Here is a 15,035-nt window from a genome sequence, read left to right as displayed (position 1 = left end):
CATTACCGAAGCTTAGCGCTTGGAAACAGGCACGTATTCGCGCAGCGGAGCGCCGGTGTAGAGCTGACGCGGGCGGCCGATGCGCTGATGCGGATCCTCGATCATCTCGTTCCACTGAGCGATCCAGCCGACGGTGCGGGCAAGAGCGAACAGAACGGTAAACATGGTCGTGGGGAAGCCGAGAGCCTTCAGCGTGATGCCGGAGTAGAAGTCGACGTTCGGGTATAGCTTCTTCTCGATGAAATACTCATCGGTCAGAGCGATACGCTCGAGTTCGATCGCGATGTCGAGCAACGGATCGTCCTTGATGCCGAGTTCGCCGAGAACTTCGTGCGCGGTCTTCTGCATGATCTTGGCACGCGGATCGTAGTTCTTGTAGACGCGGTGACCGAAGCCCATCAGGCGGAACGGATCGTTCTTGTCCTTGGCGCGGGCGATGAATTCCGGAATGCGATCGACCGTGCCGATTTCGTTCAGCATGTTCAGCGCCGCTTCGTTGGCGCCGCCGTGAGCCGGTCCCCAGAGGCAGGCGATGCCTGCTGCGATACAGGCAAACGGATTGGCGCCGGAAGAGCCAGCCAGGCGAACCGTCGAGGTCGAGGCATTCTGCTCGTGATCGGCATGCAGGATGAAAATGCGGTCCATGGCGCGGGCGAGCACCGGATTGACGACATATTCTTCGCACGGAACGGCAAAGCACATGCGCAGGAAGTTGGACGCATAATCGAGATCGTTCTTCGGGTAAACGAAGGGCTGGCCGATATGGTACTTATAGGCCATGGCGGCGAGCGTCGGCATCTTGGCGATCATGCGCAGGCTTGCGACCATGCGCTGGTGCGGATCGGTGATGTCGGTCGAGTCGTGATAGAAGGCGGAGAGTGCGCCGACACAGCCGCACATGACAGCCATCGGATGCGCGTCACGGCGGAAGCCGGTGAAGAAGCGCGACATCTGCTCATGCACCATCGTGTGGTGGGTCACGCGATAATCGAAGTCCTTCTTCTGTGCCGCCGTCGGCAGTTCGCCGTAAAGAAGGAGGTAGCAAACTTCGAGGAAATCGCCGTGTTCGGCCAGCTGATCGATCGGATAGCCGCGATGCAGCAGAACGCCTTCGTCGCCATCGATATAGGTAATGCTCGACTCGCACGACGCGGTGGAGGTGAAGCCAGGATCGTAAGTGAAAGTGGAGGTGTTCTTATAAAGGGCACCAATATCAATGACACTCGGGCCGATGGTTCCGGTCTTGACCGGCAAGTCCACCGTCTTTTCACCCCAAGTTAGTTTCGCGCTTTGTTCCGTCATGCTGATCCTCCAAGATTTGGCGGGATTGACGCCATAAAAAGCGCCAAAAGGTTAAGCGACTACCGACTAGCTATATGATCCAGAGCCTAATGCCAAGTTATCCTAACGCTGAATTGTGCAATGCAGTATCAACTTTTGGGCACTGCAGAAGCGTCTCTACTTATGCTACGCGGGGAAACCGGCCCAATTGAGCCTGCTTGCGCCGATTTTGGTTGAATTCATTGCCTGCTGACGGCAAAAATCGCGCGAAAGCTGTAGTTTTGCGTGGGGGCGACCGTGAGTGCCTAATTTGGAGGCATCCGAGCAGCAGAAGGATGGTGGGGATGTTGCTGCGCCCTCGCAGCCTCGCCCTGTTATTGCCACGATTGCCTTCTCCGCCGAAGCGCAGCGATGGGAACGGACGCAGGATCAGACGCGGCTGACATCTCGGCTGCTGCGGATATTAAGCCGCATTCGGCTCGGCACCTTTGGACTGATCGAAGAGGAGGCGGCCCATGGTCGCGCAATCCTGCTCGCGCCGATCTACATGGGCCTTGGTGCGATTTTCTGGTTCAAGGCCGGCAGCGATCCGCCTCCACAGGCCGTTCTTGCAGGTTTATTGGTCTTCTCCAGTGGCTTTGCGCTCATGCGGGAGGCGGGCCGGCTGCTTCGCCACGTGCTTTTCGCCGGCATGCTCCTTTGTCTGGGCATGGCGTTGGCGCAATGCGAAAGCTGGCGAGTTTCCACTGTCATGCTCGATTCGGCCGTGACGACGACCGTGACCGGTCAGATCGAGCGACGGGAATCCTATGACAATGGACGCTGGCGCTATGTCGTCCGTGTCGAGGCAACGGAAAAGCCTTCCATTCACCGCGCGCCGCAACGGGTTACGATCTTTGTGCGCAAGCAGGCGGAACCGTTCGATCTCGGTGATCGTGTTCAGGGCAGGGCGCGCTTGACGCCTCCCGCCGGGCCAGCTTTGCTTGGTCTCAACGATTTCGCCTTCAGTTCCTATTTCAATGGCATCGGCGCGAATGGCTTTGCCTACGGAACGCCGAAACTATTGTCCCCGGCCAGTGATAATGTCGCCGGCTCTCTGATGGATGCGGCCGATATTTGGCTTGCCAGTCTGCGCAACAGCATAGGTGACAGGATCAGGCAAACCCTGCCGGGAGATACCGGCGCTTTTGCTGCAGCACTTGTCACCGATGAGAGACGTGCCATCTCCAAGGATACGACCGAGGCGCTGAGAATTGCCGGCCTGACCCATATTATTGCGATTTCCGGCCTGAACATGGCGCTGTCGGCCGGCATTTTCTATGTTGGCCTACGCTATTTGTTCAGCCTCTTTCCCGGTGTCGCGCAGGCTTGGCCAACCAAGAAATTCGCAGCCTTCGGCGCGCTTCTCACTGTAACGGCCTATTACCTCATCTCTGGCTTTGGCGTGTCCGCCGAGCGTGCCTTCATCATGATGGCGATCATGCTGGTGGCCGTGCTATTCGATCGGCCATCGATCAGTCTGCGCAACGTCGCACTTTCAGCTATCATCATTCTTGTTCTATCGCCGTCGCAAGTGCTCGGCCCGAGTTTCCAGATGTCCTATGCGGCGACGCTGGCACTGGTGTCGGGTTATTCGCTGTGGAAGCGGCGGCGGCATCGCGAAAGCATTCTGTCGCGCGTTCGTCTGTTAAGTCCGTTATTGTTCGCCACGCGTTTCTTCGCAGGCGTGATGTCGACTTCATTCATCGGCGGCGCGTCGACGGCCATCTTCTCGATCGAGCATTTTCACCGGCTGGCGACATATGGCCTTGCGGCGAATCTTGCCGCCATGCCGGTGGTCTCCTTCATCGTCATGCCGTTCGGCATGGCGGCGATGCTGCTCATGCCTTTCGGCTTGGACGGACCTTTCTGGAAAGTCACCGGAGAGGGGCTTGAGCTCGTCATCGTGATTGCAAGAACCGTCGCCGGTTGGGGAGGCGACATTACCTTCGGCCGCCAACCAGCCTGGCTGATGCCGACATTCATTGTCGGTTTCCTGATCATGAGCATCTTGCGGACCCGGCTGCGCCATCTGGGTCTGTTATTATTGCTCTCCTCCGTGGGCTTGGCAGCATTCGGATCCGGCGTACCGAAACCCGACCTGATGATTTCCGAAGATGGCGTCCTGGTCGCGTTGCGCCAGGACGATATATTAGCCACCAATCGCGAGAGACCACAGGCCTTCATTTTCGAACAATGGCAAAAGGCATTGGTTGCAGCCGAGCATCAGCCGCCGACCATGCTTCCTGCCGATAGCCGGCTTCCACAGATCAGTAAGACGGATCGGCATAAGCGATTGAACAGTGAAGAACAGAAGGCCGTCCGCAAGGCAATGGAGGAAGCCCTGGATCGCACTATGCAGGGCAGTTTTGCCTGCCAGAAAGGAGCATGGTGTGCAGCCATGCTCGAAAATGGCGCGATATTGGTCACGATCGAGAACGCAGCCTATCTGCCCTCAGCCTGCGATACGGCGAACATCGTCGTAACGCCAATTCGATTGCGACTGGATCATTGCCGCTCCGGAGCGATGCTCATAACCGGTGCGACATTGCGCAAAACCGGATCTATCGAAATGGCGCTCACCACCGACAAACCCATTATCTCCGCTGCATTCGAAAATCCGCAGCGGCCATGGACCAGGCATCGAACCTATGATTGGCGCACCGGTAAATTCGACGTGCCACTTGCGCGGGTGTCGCCAGCCGCTGACAATTCGCCGGTCAGTGATAGCGACGAATGAGGCCGACGAGCTTGCCCTGGACCTTGACGCGATCCGGTCCGAAGATGCGGGTTTCATAGGCAGGATTGGCGGCTTCCAGTGCGATCGAGGCACCCTTGCGGCGGAAGCGCTTCAGTGTTGCTTCTTCATCGTCGACAAGCGCGACAACGATGTCGCCGGGATTGGCGGTCGTCGAATTGCGGATGATGACCGTATCGCCGTCGAAAATTCCGGCATCGATCATCGAATCCCCCCGAACTTCAAGCGCATAATGCTCGCCAGAGCCGAGCATGTCCGCGGGTACAGTGATATCGTGCGTATTGTTCTGGATGGCTGAGATCGGAACGCCGGCGGCGATGCGACCCATCACCGGCACCGACGCCGAGCCATTGTGATCATCATTTGCCACCTTCGGCGGAGCCGGTGGGGCAACAGGCTGCGGCTTGCCGAGGCTGCCCTCGATGACGCTGGGCGAAAAGCCACGGCGCGGCTGCAGGCTGGGATTATAGGCATCGGGAAGCTTGATGACTTCGAGCGCCCTGGCCCGGTTCGGCAGCCGGCGGATGAAGCCTCGCTCCTCCAGCGCCGTGATCAGGCGGTGAATGCCGGATTTGGATGCCAGATCCAGTGCGTCCTTCATCTCGTCGAAAGATGGCGGCACACCGGATTCCTTCATGCGTTCGTGAATGAAGAGAAGCAGTTCCTGCTGCTTGCGCGTCAACATCGTCTTGGAACCCCAGAATCAAGAAAAGCTGTGAAACAAATCCAGAACGGACACTATATGTTCCATATGTGTTCCGCAAGTACTTAAATTTCGGTAAAGCCTTGTTGGGCCAGTTAAATAATTACCATTTGCGAATGGATAGGCTCGGAGCATCGCGGCGCTATGTCTGCGCTAACCCAACGAAAAATATGGGAAATGCCGCTCTGCCTGCTTCCAGGGCTTTGTCGTTCGGCCGGTATGCTCAAGACTTGGATGAATGTGGTGGGTCACCGAATAAGCCGGCTATAGGAGAGAATCAGCAATCACGTTTGCGAGATTGCGTTCGGTTCATGTCGTGCGCTTCGGGCGCTCCGTGCTTCCATCTTGAATTGCGCGAGGGATGGGCGCAAATCTGTTGCCGCAGGCAAACAGGAGGAACCATGATTTCGTCCCCGCATCCGCTGGATCATCTCGTACTGCCGACCGTCAATATCGCTCTGGCGCGCGAACGCCTCGGCAAGCTCGGTTTCACGGTGGCTCCGGATGCGCGCCATCCCTTTGGCACGCAGAATGCCTGCGTTTTCCTTGCCGACAAAACCTATCTCGAACCTCTGGGCGTGGCATCTCCGGAGCAGTGCGAGAAGAGCATCGTGGACGGCAATGTTTTCGTTGCGCGCGACCAGGCTTTTCGCTTCCGGGTCGGAGAGGATGGCTTCTCGGCCGTGGTGTTCGGCACGGATGATGCGGTGGCTGATGACGGGCGTTTCAAAGCGGCTGCGATTTCGGCGGGGCAGATGCTGGATTTCTCCCGTCCCATGAAGATGCCGGACGGAACGGAAACCATGGCCGGCTTTCGTCTTGCCTTCGCCGCCGATCTGCGCGCGCCGGATTTTCTCGCCTTCTGCTGTCAGCGCATCAATGCCTTGCCCGCCGACCGCAGCGTGCTCGAGCGTCACGAGAACGGTGTGACCGGCATCGGACGGGTGGCGCTCAGCGCACCGAAGCCGGCGGTGTATCGCAGCTTCTTCGAAGAGGTTGTCGGCGGCCCGCAGATCATGACGCATTCCTTTGGCCTGACGATCAGGGCTGCCAATGCCGATCTGGAGATTTTGACGCCGGAGGGAATGGAGGCTTTCTATGATCTGCCTGTTCGCGGCAACGATCCGGGCCTGCGTGCGCGGGCAATCCTTTTTAAAACGCGCGATCTTTCCGTGACATCGTCGCATTTCACTGCTAACGGCGTCACCTATACGCGTAAGAACAATCGTATATTGGCGAGACTGGCGCCCGGTGAGGGCGCGTTGTTCGCCTTCGAGGAGATAGCATGAGCACAAATTCCGAAGTCACCGTCGGCGAGGGTGCCTCCAAGGTCCTCTTTTCCAACACTGCCAAGCTGTCGCTGATCGCCGGCCCATGTGCAATGGAAAGCCGCGACCATGCGTTCATGGTTGCCGGCGTCCTAAAGGAGCTTTGCGGCAAGCTCGGCATCGGACTTGTTTACAAGTCGTCTTATGACAAAGCTAACCGCACCTCGCTGAAAGCCGGTCGAGGTCTTGGAATAGAAAAGGGATTGGAGATTTTTGCCGACCTGAAGAAGGAATACGGCTTTCCGGTCCTGACCGACATTCATACGGAAGAGCAGTGCGCGATCGTCGCCAAGACGGTCGATATCCTGCAGATCCCAGCCTTCCTGTCGCGCCAGACCGACCTTTTGGTTGCCGCGGCCAAGACTGGCCGCGTGGTCAACGTCAAGAAGGGTCAGTTCCTCGCCCCCTGGGATATGAAGAACGTGCTGGCCAAGCTGAACGAGAGCGGCAATCCGAATATTCTTCTGTGCGAACGCGGCGCTTCCTTTGGTTACAACACGCTTGTTTCCGACATGCGCTCGCTGCCGATCATGGCGGCGATGGGCGCGCCGGTTATTTTCGATGCGACCCACTCGGTGCAGCAGCCCGGCGGGCAGGGCGGCTCGACCGGCGGTGATCGCCGATTCGTCGAGACGCTGGCGCGCGCGGCCGTCGCCGTCGGCGTTGCCGGCGTGTTCGTCGAGACGCATGAGGATCCAGATAATGCACCGTCGGATGGCCCGAATATGGTCTATCTGAAGGATATGCCGCGGCTTCTGGAGAAGCTGTTGGCCTTCGACGCCATCGCCAAGGCCTGAAACGTAGCCAGCATTCAACAGGCTGACATGAATTTGCGTTACGGGCCTGAAGGAGTGCGAAATCGCGGCGCGGATCGCCATTGTAATTTCCGCGCCTTCGATTAAGACGATTTAAATCGATTTATAAACCAGCGAGCAGGAAGCTATCATGACCGCAATCACCGACATTATCGCCCGCGAGATTCTCGACAGCCGTGGCAATCCGACTGTCGAAGTCGATGTCTACCTCGAAGATGGCAGCATGGGCCGCGCGGCGGTTCCGTCGGGTGCATCGACCGGCGCGCATGAAGCCGTCGAGCTTCGCGATGGCGGCAAGCGCTACCATGGCAAGGGTGTCGAGAAGGCCGTCGAAGCCGTCAATTCGGAAATCTTCGACGCGATCGGCGGCATGGATGCCGAGAACCAGATCCAGCTCGACAACATCATGATCGAACTCGACGGCACGCCGAACAAATCCCGCCTCGGTGCAAACGCGATCCTTGGCGTCTCGCTCGCCGTCGCCAAGGCTGCTGCCCAGAGCGCCAACCTGCCGCTCTACCGCTATGTCGGCGGCGCTCATGCCCGCCTGCTGCCGGTCCCGATGATGAACATCATCAACGGCGGCGCCCATGCCGACAACCCGATCGACTTCCAGGAATTCATGATCCTGCCGGTTGGTGCAGAATCCATCCGCGACGCCGTTCGCATGGGCTCGGAAATCTTCCACGTTCTGAAGAAGGAACTGGCTTCGCAGGGCCATAACACCAACGTTGGCGACGAAGGCGGTTTCGCACCAGGCCTCTCTAGCGCTCCGGCAGCTCTCGACTTCATCATGAAGTCCATCGAAAAGGCCGGCTACAAGCCGGGTGAAGAAATCGCTCTCGGCCTTGATTGCGCCTCGACCGAATTCTTCAAGGACGGCAAGTACGTGCTCGAAGGCGAAGGCCGCACGCTGGAATCTGGCGCCATGGCTGAATACCTCGCCGAGCTCGCCGCCAAGTACCCGATCGTTTCGATCGAAGACGGCATGGCCGAAGACGACTGGGAAGGCTGGAAGACGCTCACCGACCTGATCGGCAAGAAGACCCAGCTCGTCGGCGACGACCTGTTCGTCACCAACTCCGCTCGCCTGCGCGACGGTATCCGCATGGGCGTTGCCAACTCGATCCTCGTCAAGGTCAACCAGATCGGCTCACTGACCGAGACCCTCGACGCCGTCGAGACCGCGCATAAGGCCAACTACACGGCCGTCATGTCGCACCGTTCGGGCGAAACGGAAGATTCCACGATCGCCGATCTCGCCGTTGCCACCAACTGCGGTCAGATCAAGACCGGCTCGCTGTCGCGCTCCGATCGTCTCGCCAAATACAACCAGCTGATCCGCATCGAAGAAGCGCTCGGCCCGCAGGCAAAGTATGCCGGCCGCTCCATTCTGCGCGGCTGATAATATCCCGCGGATCTCTTTGGATCCGCGGCATAGCCTTCAGTGAAGTCGAACCGCGCCTCCGGGCGCGGTTTTTTGTTGGACCGTGCAGTTAGAGTCAACGGACGGTTAATCTCTGCCGGATAAATTAGCTTTAGGTGTTTGATTTGATGTGATCTTGTTGCGGGCTGCATTGGCCTTGAACCGAGATCGCGTAAAGCCAGAGCGTTCGAGCGAGTATGTGGACAAAGTATCATAAGAAGAGAAGGTTCGGCCGTCTCATCCTTCCCGCCATCACCATCGCTTTTGTGAGCTACTTCGGTTATCATTGCATTCATGGCGATTACGGCCTGAAGGCAACCGAGGTTTTTGAGCAGCGCCGCATCGATCGCGCCAAGGAGCTGGCTGATCTTGTCGCCAAGCGCGAGCACCTTGAAAAGGAGGTTGCCTTGCTGAGCGATGGTTCCCTGGACAAGGATATGCTCGACCAATATGCGCGCTATCAGCTGACCTATTCCAAGGCGAACGAGATCGTCATCTTCAATAAATAGCCATAATTAACCGAATTTCGGTTAATCGAATTTTTGCGAGTTATATCAGTAGCTTGCAATGAATATGAGCCATGCAATTATAGCATTGCTGTGGCGAACAATCTTGCCTATGTTACGCCTCACCACAAAACGAGGCTACTCACACAGGGAGGGTTGTATGGCGCCGCGAAAAAACGCGACCGTTTCCAGCCGTAAGACAGCATCAAGGCCTGCCAAGGAAACCAATGGCGGCCCGATCGCAGATTTCGATCGTGATGCGGAGCTCAAGGCTTATCGTGAGATGCTCCTGATCCGCCGTTTCGAAGAGAAGGCCGGCCAGCTTTACGGCATGGGCTTCATCGGCGGTTTCTGTCACCTTTATATCGGCCAGGAAGCAGTCGTCGTCGGCATGCAGCTGGCGCTGAAGGATGGCGACCAGGTCATCACCGGTTATCGCGACCACGGCCACATGCTGGCAACCGGCATGAGCGCACGTGGCGTCATGGCTGAGCTCACCGGACGCCAGGGCGGCTATTCCCGAGGGAAGGGCGGCTCGATGCACATGTTCTCCAAGGAAAAGAATTTCTACGGCGGTCACGGCATCGTCGGCGCTCAGGTCTCGCTCGGCACCGGTCTTGGTTTCGCCAACTGGTATCGCGGCAACGACAATGTCAGCGTTGCTTATTTCGGTGACGGCGCCGCCAACCAGGGCCAGGTCTACGAAAGCTTCAACATGGCGCAGCTCTGGAAGCTGCCGGTTATCTTCGTGATCGAAAACAACCGCTACGCCATGGGTACGTCGACCGCTCGCGCCACTGCGCAGGCCGATTTCTCCAAGCGCGGCGCCTCCTTCGGCATTCCCGGCCTCCAGGTCGACGGCATGGATGTTCGCGCCGTCAAGGCCGCGGCTGACGAAGCCGTTGCGCATTGCCGTTCCGGCAAAGGCCCGATCATCCTGGAAATGCTGACCTACCGCTACCGTGGTCACTCCATGTCCGACCCGGCGAAGTACCGCTCCAAGGACGAAGTGCAGAAGATGCGCTCCGAGCATGACCCGATCGAGCAGGTTCGTGCCCGCCTTATCGAAAAGGGCTGGGCGACCGAAGACGATCTGAAGGATATCGACAAGGATGTCCGCGAAATCGTAGCCGACAGCGCCGATTTTGCCCAGAACGATCCGGAGCCGGATGCATCCGAGCTCTACACCGACATTCTGCTCTAATCGGGGAGGGACACTATGCCCATCGACATTCTCATGCCCGCCCTTTCTCCGACGATGGAAGAGGGTACCCTTTCGAAATGGCTCAAGAAGGAAGGCGACAAGGTCGTTTCCGGTGACGTCATTGCCGAAATCGAAACCGACAAGGCCACCATGGAAGTGGAAGCCGTCGACGAGGGCACGATCGGCAAGTTGCTGATCGACGCCGGCACCGAAGGCGTCAAGGTCAATACCAAGATCGCCATCCTGCTGCAGGACGGTGAATCCGCAGACGCTATTTCCTCTGCCAAGGCTGCACCTGCCGCCGAGCCGGCAAAGACCGAAGCTGCCGCTCCGGCGCCGGCTGCCGCATCGGTCCCGGCTCAGCCGAAGGTTGCCGCCGCCGCCGATCCGGAAATTCCGGCCGGCACGGAAATGGTGTCGATGACAGTGCGTGAAGCACTGCGCGACGCAATGGCCGAAGAAATGCGCGCCAACGCGGATGTCTTCGTCATGGGTGAAGAAGTCGCGGAATACCAGGGCGCCTACAAGGTCACCCAGGGGCTGCTGCAGGAATTCGGCGACCGCCGCGTCATCGACACCCCGATCACCGAGCATGGCTTTGCCGGTATCGGCGTCGGCGCTGCGATGGCCGGCCTTCGCCCGATCGTCGAGTTCATGACCTTCAACTTCGCCATGCAGGCGATCGACCAGATCATCAACTCCGCCGCCAAGACGCTCTACATGTCCGGCGGCCAGATGGGCGCTCCGATCGTCTTCCGCGGCCCGAACGGTGCAGCGGCTCGCGTCGGCGCCCAGCACAGCCAGGATTACGCCGCTTGGTATAGCCATATTCCGGGCCTCAAGGTCGTCATGCCCTACACGGCAGCCGACGCCAAGGGCCTGCTCAAGGCTGCCATCCGCGATCCGAACCCGGTCATCTTCCTTGAGAACGAAATCCTCTACGGTCAGCACTTCGATGTGCCGAAGCTTGATAACTTCGTTCTGCCGATCGGCAAGGCCCGTATTCACCGTCCGGGCAAGGACGTCACGGTCGTCTCCTTCGGCATCGGCATGACCTATGCCACCAAGGCCGTCGCCGAGCTGGAAGCCCAGGGCATCGATGTCGAACTCATCGACCTGCGCACCATCCGCCCGATGGATCTTCCGACGATCATCGAATCGGTCAAGAAGACCGGCCGCCTGGTCACCGTCGAGGAAGGCTACCCGCAGTCCTCCGTCGGCACGGAAATCGCCACCCGCGTCATGCAGCAGGCCTTCGACTATCTCGATGCGCCGATCCTGACGATCGCTGGCAAGGACGTACCCATGCCATACGCCGCCAACCTCGAAAAGCTGGCGCTCCCGAGCGTCGCCGAAGTGGTCGATGCGGTGAAGGCCGTTTGCTACAAGTAAGGGGAGGGCTCATCGATGCCTATCAACATCACCATGCCTGCCCTCTCGCCGACCATGGAAGAGGGTAACCTCGCCAAGTGGCTGGTCAAGGAAGGCGACAAGATCAAGTCCGGCGATGTCATCGCCGAGATCGAGACTGACAAGGCAACGATGGAAGTCGAGGCTGTCGATGAGGGCACGGTCGCCAAGATCGTCGTTCCCGCCGGCACCGAAGGCGTGAAGGTCAATGCCCTGATCGCCGTGCTTGCTGCCGATGGCGAAGATGTCGCGGCTGCAGCTTCCGGCGCTGGCGCCGGTGCTGCTCCGGCCGCCAAGGAAGCTCCGAAGGCGGAAGCCGCTCCCGCGGCAGCTTCGGCTCCGGCAAGCGTTTCGGCTCCTGCGGCTGCACCTGCACCCGTTGCATCGGCTTCGGCAGCAAACGACGGTCATCGCACCTTCGCTTCGCCGCTTGCACGCCGCCTAGCCAAGGAATCCGGCATCGATGTGACTGCGGTTTCCGGCACCGGCCCGCATGGCCGCGTCGTCAAGAAGGACATCGAAGCTGCGGTTTCCGGCGGCACCGCCAAGGCTGCTCCCGCCGCCGCACCGGCCGTACAGCCGGCTGCCGCCACTGCTCCGGTCGCGCCGAAGGGCATGTCCGACGACGCCGTCCTCAAGCTGTTCGAGCAGGGTTCCTACGAGCTCGTGCCGCATGACGGCATGCGCAAGACCATCGCCAAGCGCCTGCAGGAATCCAAGCAGACGATCCCGCACTTCTACGTTTCGGTCGATTGCGAACTCGACGCGCTGCTAGCGCTCCGCACACAGCTCAACGATTCCGCACCGAAGTCGAAGGACGGCGTTCCGGCCTACAAGCTCTCGGTCAACGACATGGTCATCAAGGCCCTGGCGCTGGCGCTGCGCGATGTTCCGGATGCCAACGTCTCCTGGACCGACAGCGCCATGGTCAAGCACAAGCATGCCGATGTCGGCGTCGCCGTCTCCATTCCGGGCGGCCTGATCACGCCGATCATCCGCAGCGCCGAGCAGAAGACGCTCTCGACCATCTCCAACGAGATGAAGGACTACGGCAAGCGCGCCAAGGAGCGCAAGCTGAAGCCTGAGGAGTACCAGGGCGGTACGACTGCCGTGTCGAACATGGGCATGATGGGCGTCAAGAACTTCGCCGCCGTCGTCAACCCGCCGCATGCGACCATCCTGGCCGTCGGCGCGGGCGAGCAGCGTGTCATCGTCAAGAAGGGTGAAATGGTGATTGCCAACGTGATGACCGTCACGCTGTCGACCGACCATCGTGCCGTCGATGGTGCGCTCGGCGCCGAGCTTCTGGCGGCCTTCAAGGGCTACATCGAAAATCCGATGGGGATGCTCGTCTGAGCCTTGTTCTGACACGGAGGCATGAATGACCAAGACTGTTCTGTGTTATGGCGACTCGCTGACATGGGGCTACAGTGCCGAAACGGTCGGCCGTCATGCCTATGAAGATCGGTGGCCGAGCGTGCTGCAAAAGGCGCTCGGCAACCAGGTACGCATCATCCCGGAAGGGCTGAACGGCCGCACGACCGCTTTCGACGATCATCTCGCCGATTGCGATCGCAACGGCGCGAGGATCTTGCCGACGATTCTGCAGAGCCACAATCCGCTCGATCTCGTCATCATCATGCTCGGCACCAACGACATGAAGCCGGTTGTCGCCGGTTCGGCCTTCGCCGCTCTGCAGGGTATCAGCCGGCTGGTTCAGCTCGTGCGCAATCATGCCTGGGGGTTCGACTACGAGGTGCCCGATATCCTCATCGTCGCCCCGCCTGCAATCACCGAGACGGCCAATGCCGCCTTTGCGGCCAGCTTTCTCGGCGCAATCAAGGAATCGGCCAAGCTGCCGACGCTCTATGGCGATCTGGCGGATGAACTCGGATGCGGCTTTTTCGATGCCAATACGGTCGCCGTCACCACGCCGCTCGATGGCGTTCATCTCGATGCGGAAAACACCCGGGCGCTCGGTCGCGGCCTCGAGCCGATCGTGCGGATGATGCTCGGTCTCTGATAAATTCAAGGCGCCGGCTCTGATCCGCCGCCAGCAATAAGGCAGGAAACACATGGCTGAGAATTACGACGTCATTATCATCGGCTCCGGTCCGGGCGGTTATGTCGCCGCCGTGCGCGCCGGCCAGCTTGGCCTGAAGACCGCGATCGTCGAGCGCGAACACCTGGGCGGCATCTGCCTCAACTGGGGCTGCATTCCCACTAAGGCACTGCTCCGTTCAGCCGAAATTCTCGATCATTCCAACCATCTGAAGGATTACGGCCTCGTTCTCGAAGGCAAGGTGAGCGCGGATGTGAAGGCAGTGGTCGCCCGCTCGCGCGGCGTCTCCGCCCGCCTCAACCAGGGCGTCGGCTTCCTGATGAAGAAGAACAAGGTCGATGTGATCTGGGGCGAAGCCAAGATCACCAAGCCCGGCGAGATCGTCGTCGGCAAGTCGACGAAGCCCGTCGTCGAGCCGCAGCATCCGTTGCCGAAGAACGTCAAGGGCGAAGGCACTTATACCGCCAAGCACATCATCGTCGCGACCGGCGCCCGCCCGCGTGCGCTGCCGGGCATCGAGCCGGACGGCAAGCTGATCTGGACCTATTTCGAAGCGCTGAAGCCGGACTTCCTGCCGAAGTCGCTGCTCGTGATGGGCTCTGGTGCTATCGGCATCGAATTCGCAAGCTTCTATCGCTCGATGGGCGTCGATGTCACCGTCGTCGAAGTCATGCCGACCATCATGCCCGTCGAAGACGCCGAAATCTCCGGTATCGCCCGCAAGCAGCTCGAGAAGCGCGGCCTGAAGATCTTCACCAAGGCGAAGGTCACGAAGGTCGACAAGGCCGCCAATTCGATCACCGCCCATGTCGAAACCGAAGACGGCAAGGTTCAGCAGATCGTTGCCGACCGCATGATCTCCGCCGTCGGCGTGCAGGGCAATATCGAGAACCTCGGCCTTGAGGCACTGGGCGTGAAGACCGATCGCGGCTGCGTGGTCATCGACGGCTACGGCAAGACGAATGTTCCTGGCATCTATGCGATCGGCGACGTCGCCGGCCCGCCGATGCTGGCGCACAAGGCCGAGCACGAAGGGGTCGTCTGCATCGAAAAGATCGCCGGCCTGCCGAACGTCCATCCGACCGACAAGAGCAAGGTTCCGGGCTGCACCTATTGCCAGCCGCAGGTCGCTTCCGTCGGCCTCACTGAAGCCAAGGCCAAGGAACTCGGCCGCGACATCCGCGTCGGCCGTTTCTCCTTCGTTGCCAACGGCAAGGCGATTGCGCTCGGCGAAGATCAGGGTCTCTGCAAGGTCATATTCGACAAGAAGACCGGCGAGCTCCTCGGCGCGCATATGGTCGGCGCCGAAGTGACCGAACTCATCCAGGGCTTCGTCGTTGCGATGAACCTGGAGACGACGGAAGAAGAACTGATGCACACGATCTTCCCGCATCCGACCGTTTCGGAAACGATGAAGGAAGCCGTGCTGGACGCCTACGGCCGGGTGCTGAACGCTTGATAATTTCCTGCCATGCCCTTTATCCAGGGGGTGGAAAACAGGAA

The 15,035-nt window shown here is 59.5% G+C and carries 12 protein-coding genes; 10 read left to right on the top strand and 2 right to left on the bottom strand.

Annotated elements, in window-relative coordinates:
• Positions 1–12: 12 nt before the first annotated feature.
• Entirely contained in the window at positions 13–1,302 is a 1,290-nt protein-coding gene (gene gltA, locus AC13Q5_RS00985) for a citrate synthase (protein ID WP_015339806.1), read from the bottom strand.
• A 280-nt stretch (positions 1,303–1,582) separates the two neighbouring features.
• Between gltA and AC13Q5_RS00980 the strand changes: the two genes are divergently transcribed.
• A complete protein-coding gene (locus AC13Q5_RS00980; protein ID WP_488500606.1) occupies positions 1,583–4,060 on the top strand; it encodes a ComEC/Rec2 family competence protein in 2,478 nt (825 codons plus the stop codon).
• Here AC13Q5_RS00980 and lexA read toward each other — a convergent pair.
• Entirely contained in the window at positions 4,041–4,763 is a 723-nt protein-coding gene (gene lexA, locus AC13Q5_RS00975; protein ID WP_047633298.1) for a transcriptional repressor LexA, read from the bottom strand. The genes AC13Q5_RS00980 and lexA overlap by 20 nt on opposite strands.
• A 419-nt stretch (positions 4,764–5,182) precedes the next feature.
• Between lexA and AC13Q5_RS00970 the strand changes: the two genes are divergently transcribed.
• The 9 genes from AC13Q5_RS00970 to lpdA all read left to right on the top strand — a co-directional run bounded on the left by AC13Q5_RS00970 (position 5,183) and on the right by lpdA (position 14,991).
• Positions 5,183–6,070: a VOC family protein gene (locus AC13Q5_RS00970; protein ID WP_488500605.1), complete on the top strand. Its 888-nt coding sequence runs from the start codon at positions 5,183–5,185 to the stop codon at positions 6,068–6,070.
• Positions 6,067–6,906 (top strand): 3-deoxy-8-phosphooctulonate synthase, encoded by an 840-nt coding sequence (gene kdsA / locus AC13Q5_RS00965; protein WP_457882306.1) that lies wholly within the window; start codon positions 6,067–6,069, stop codon positions 6,904–6,906. Before AC13Q5_RS00970 ends, kdsA begins: the two co-directional genes overlap by 4 nt.
• Before the next feature lie 148 nt (positions 6,907–7,054).
• Positions 7,055–8,329 (top strand): phosphopyruvate hydratase, encoded by a 1,275-nt coding sequence (eno, locus tag AC13Q5_RS00960; RefSeq protein ID WP_092845195.1) that lies wholly within the window; start codon positions 7,055–7,057, stop codon positions 8,327–8,329.
• Positions 8,330–8,547: 218 nt separating this feature from the next.
• A complete protein-coding gene (locus AC13Q5_RS00955) occupies positions 8,548–8,859 on the top strand; it encodes an FtsB family cell division protein (protein ID WP_047633302.1) in 312 nt (103 codons plus the stop codon).
• Between the two features lie 157 nt (positions 8,860–9,016).
• A complete protein-coding gene (gene pdhA / locus AC13Q5_RS00950) occupies positions 9,017–10,060 on the top strand; it encodes a pyruvate dehydrogenase (acetyl-transferring) E1 component subunit alpha (RefSeq protein ID WP_075852522.1) in 1,044 nt (347 codons plus the stop codon).
• A gap of 15 nt (positions 10,061–10,075) precedes the next feature.
• A complete protein-coding gene (locus AC13Q5_RS00945; protein WP_075852523.1) occupies positions 10,076–11,452 on the top strand; it encodes a pyruvate dehydrogenase complex E1 component subunit beta in 1,377 nt (458 codons plus the stop codon).
• A 15-nt stretch (positions 11,453–11,467) separates the two neighbouring features.
• Positions 11,468–12,826, top strand: a complete 1,359-nt coding sequence (locus AC13Q5_RS00940) for a pyruvate dehydrogenase complex dihydrolipoamide acetyltransferase (RefSeq protein ID WP_488500604.1) — start codon at positions 11,468–11,470, stop codon at positions 12,824–12,826.
• A 25-nt stretch (positions 12,827–12,851) separates the two neighbouring features.
• Complete coding sequence (locus AC13Q5_RS00935) at positions 12,852–13,493, top strand: SGNH/GDSL hydrolase family protein (RefSeq protein ID WP_075852525.1); 642 nt, start codon at positions 12,852–12,854, stop codon at positions 13,491–13,493.
• Between the two features lie 52 nt (positions 13,494–13,545).
• Positions 13,546–14,991 carry a dihydrolipoyl dehydrogenase gene (lpdA, locus tag AC13Q5_RS00930; RefSeq protein WP_075852526.1) on the top strand — a complete coding sequence of 482 codons (1,446 nt, stop codon included), beginning with the start codon at positions 13,546–13,548 and terminating at the stop codon, positions 14,989–14,991.
• Positions 14,992–15,035 lie beyond the last annotated feature (44 nt).

The organism is Martinezella sp. CNPSo 3964, from assembly GCF_057784375.1.
This window is presented reverse-complemented; position numbering and strand designations above follow the sequence as displayed.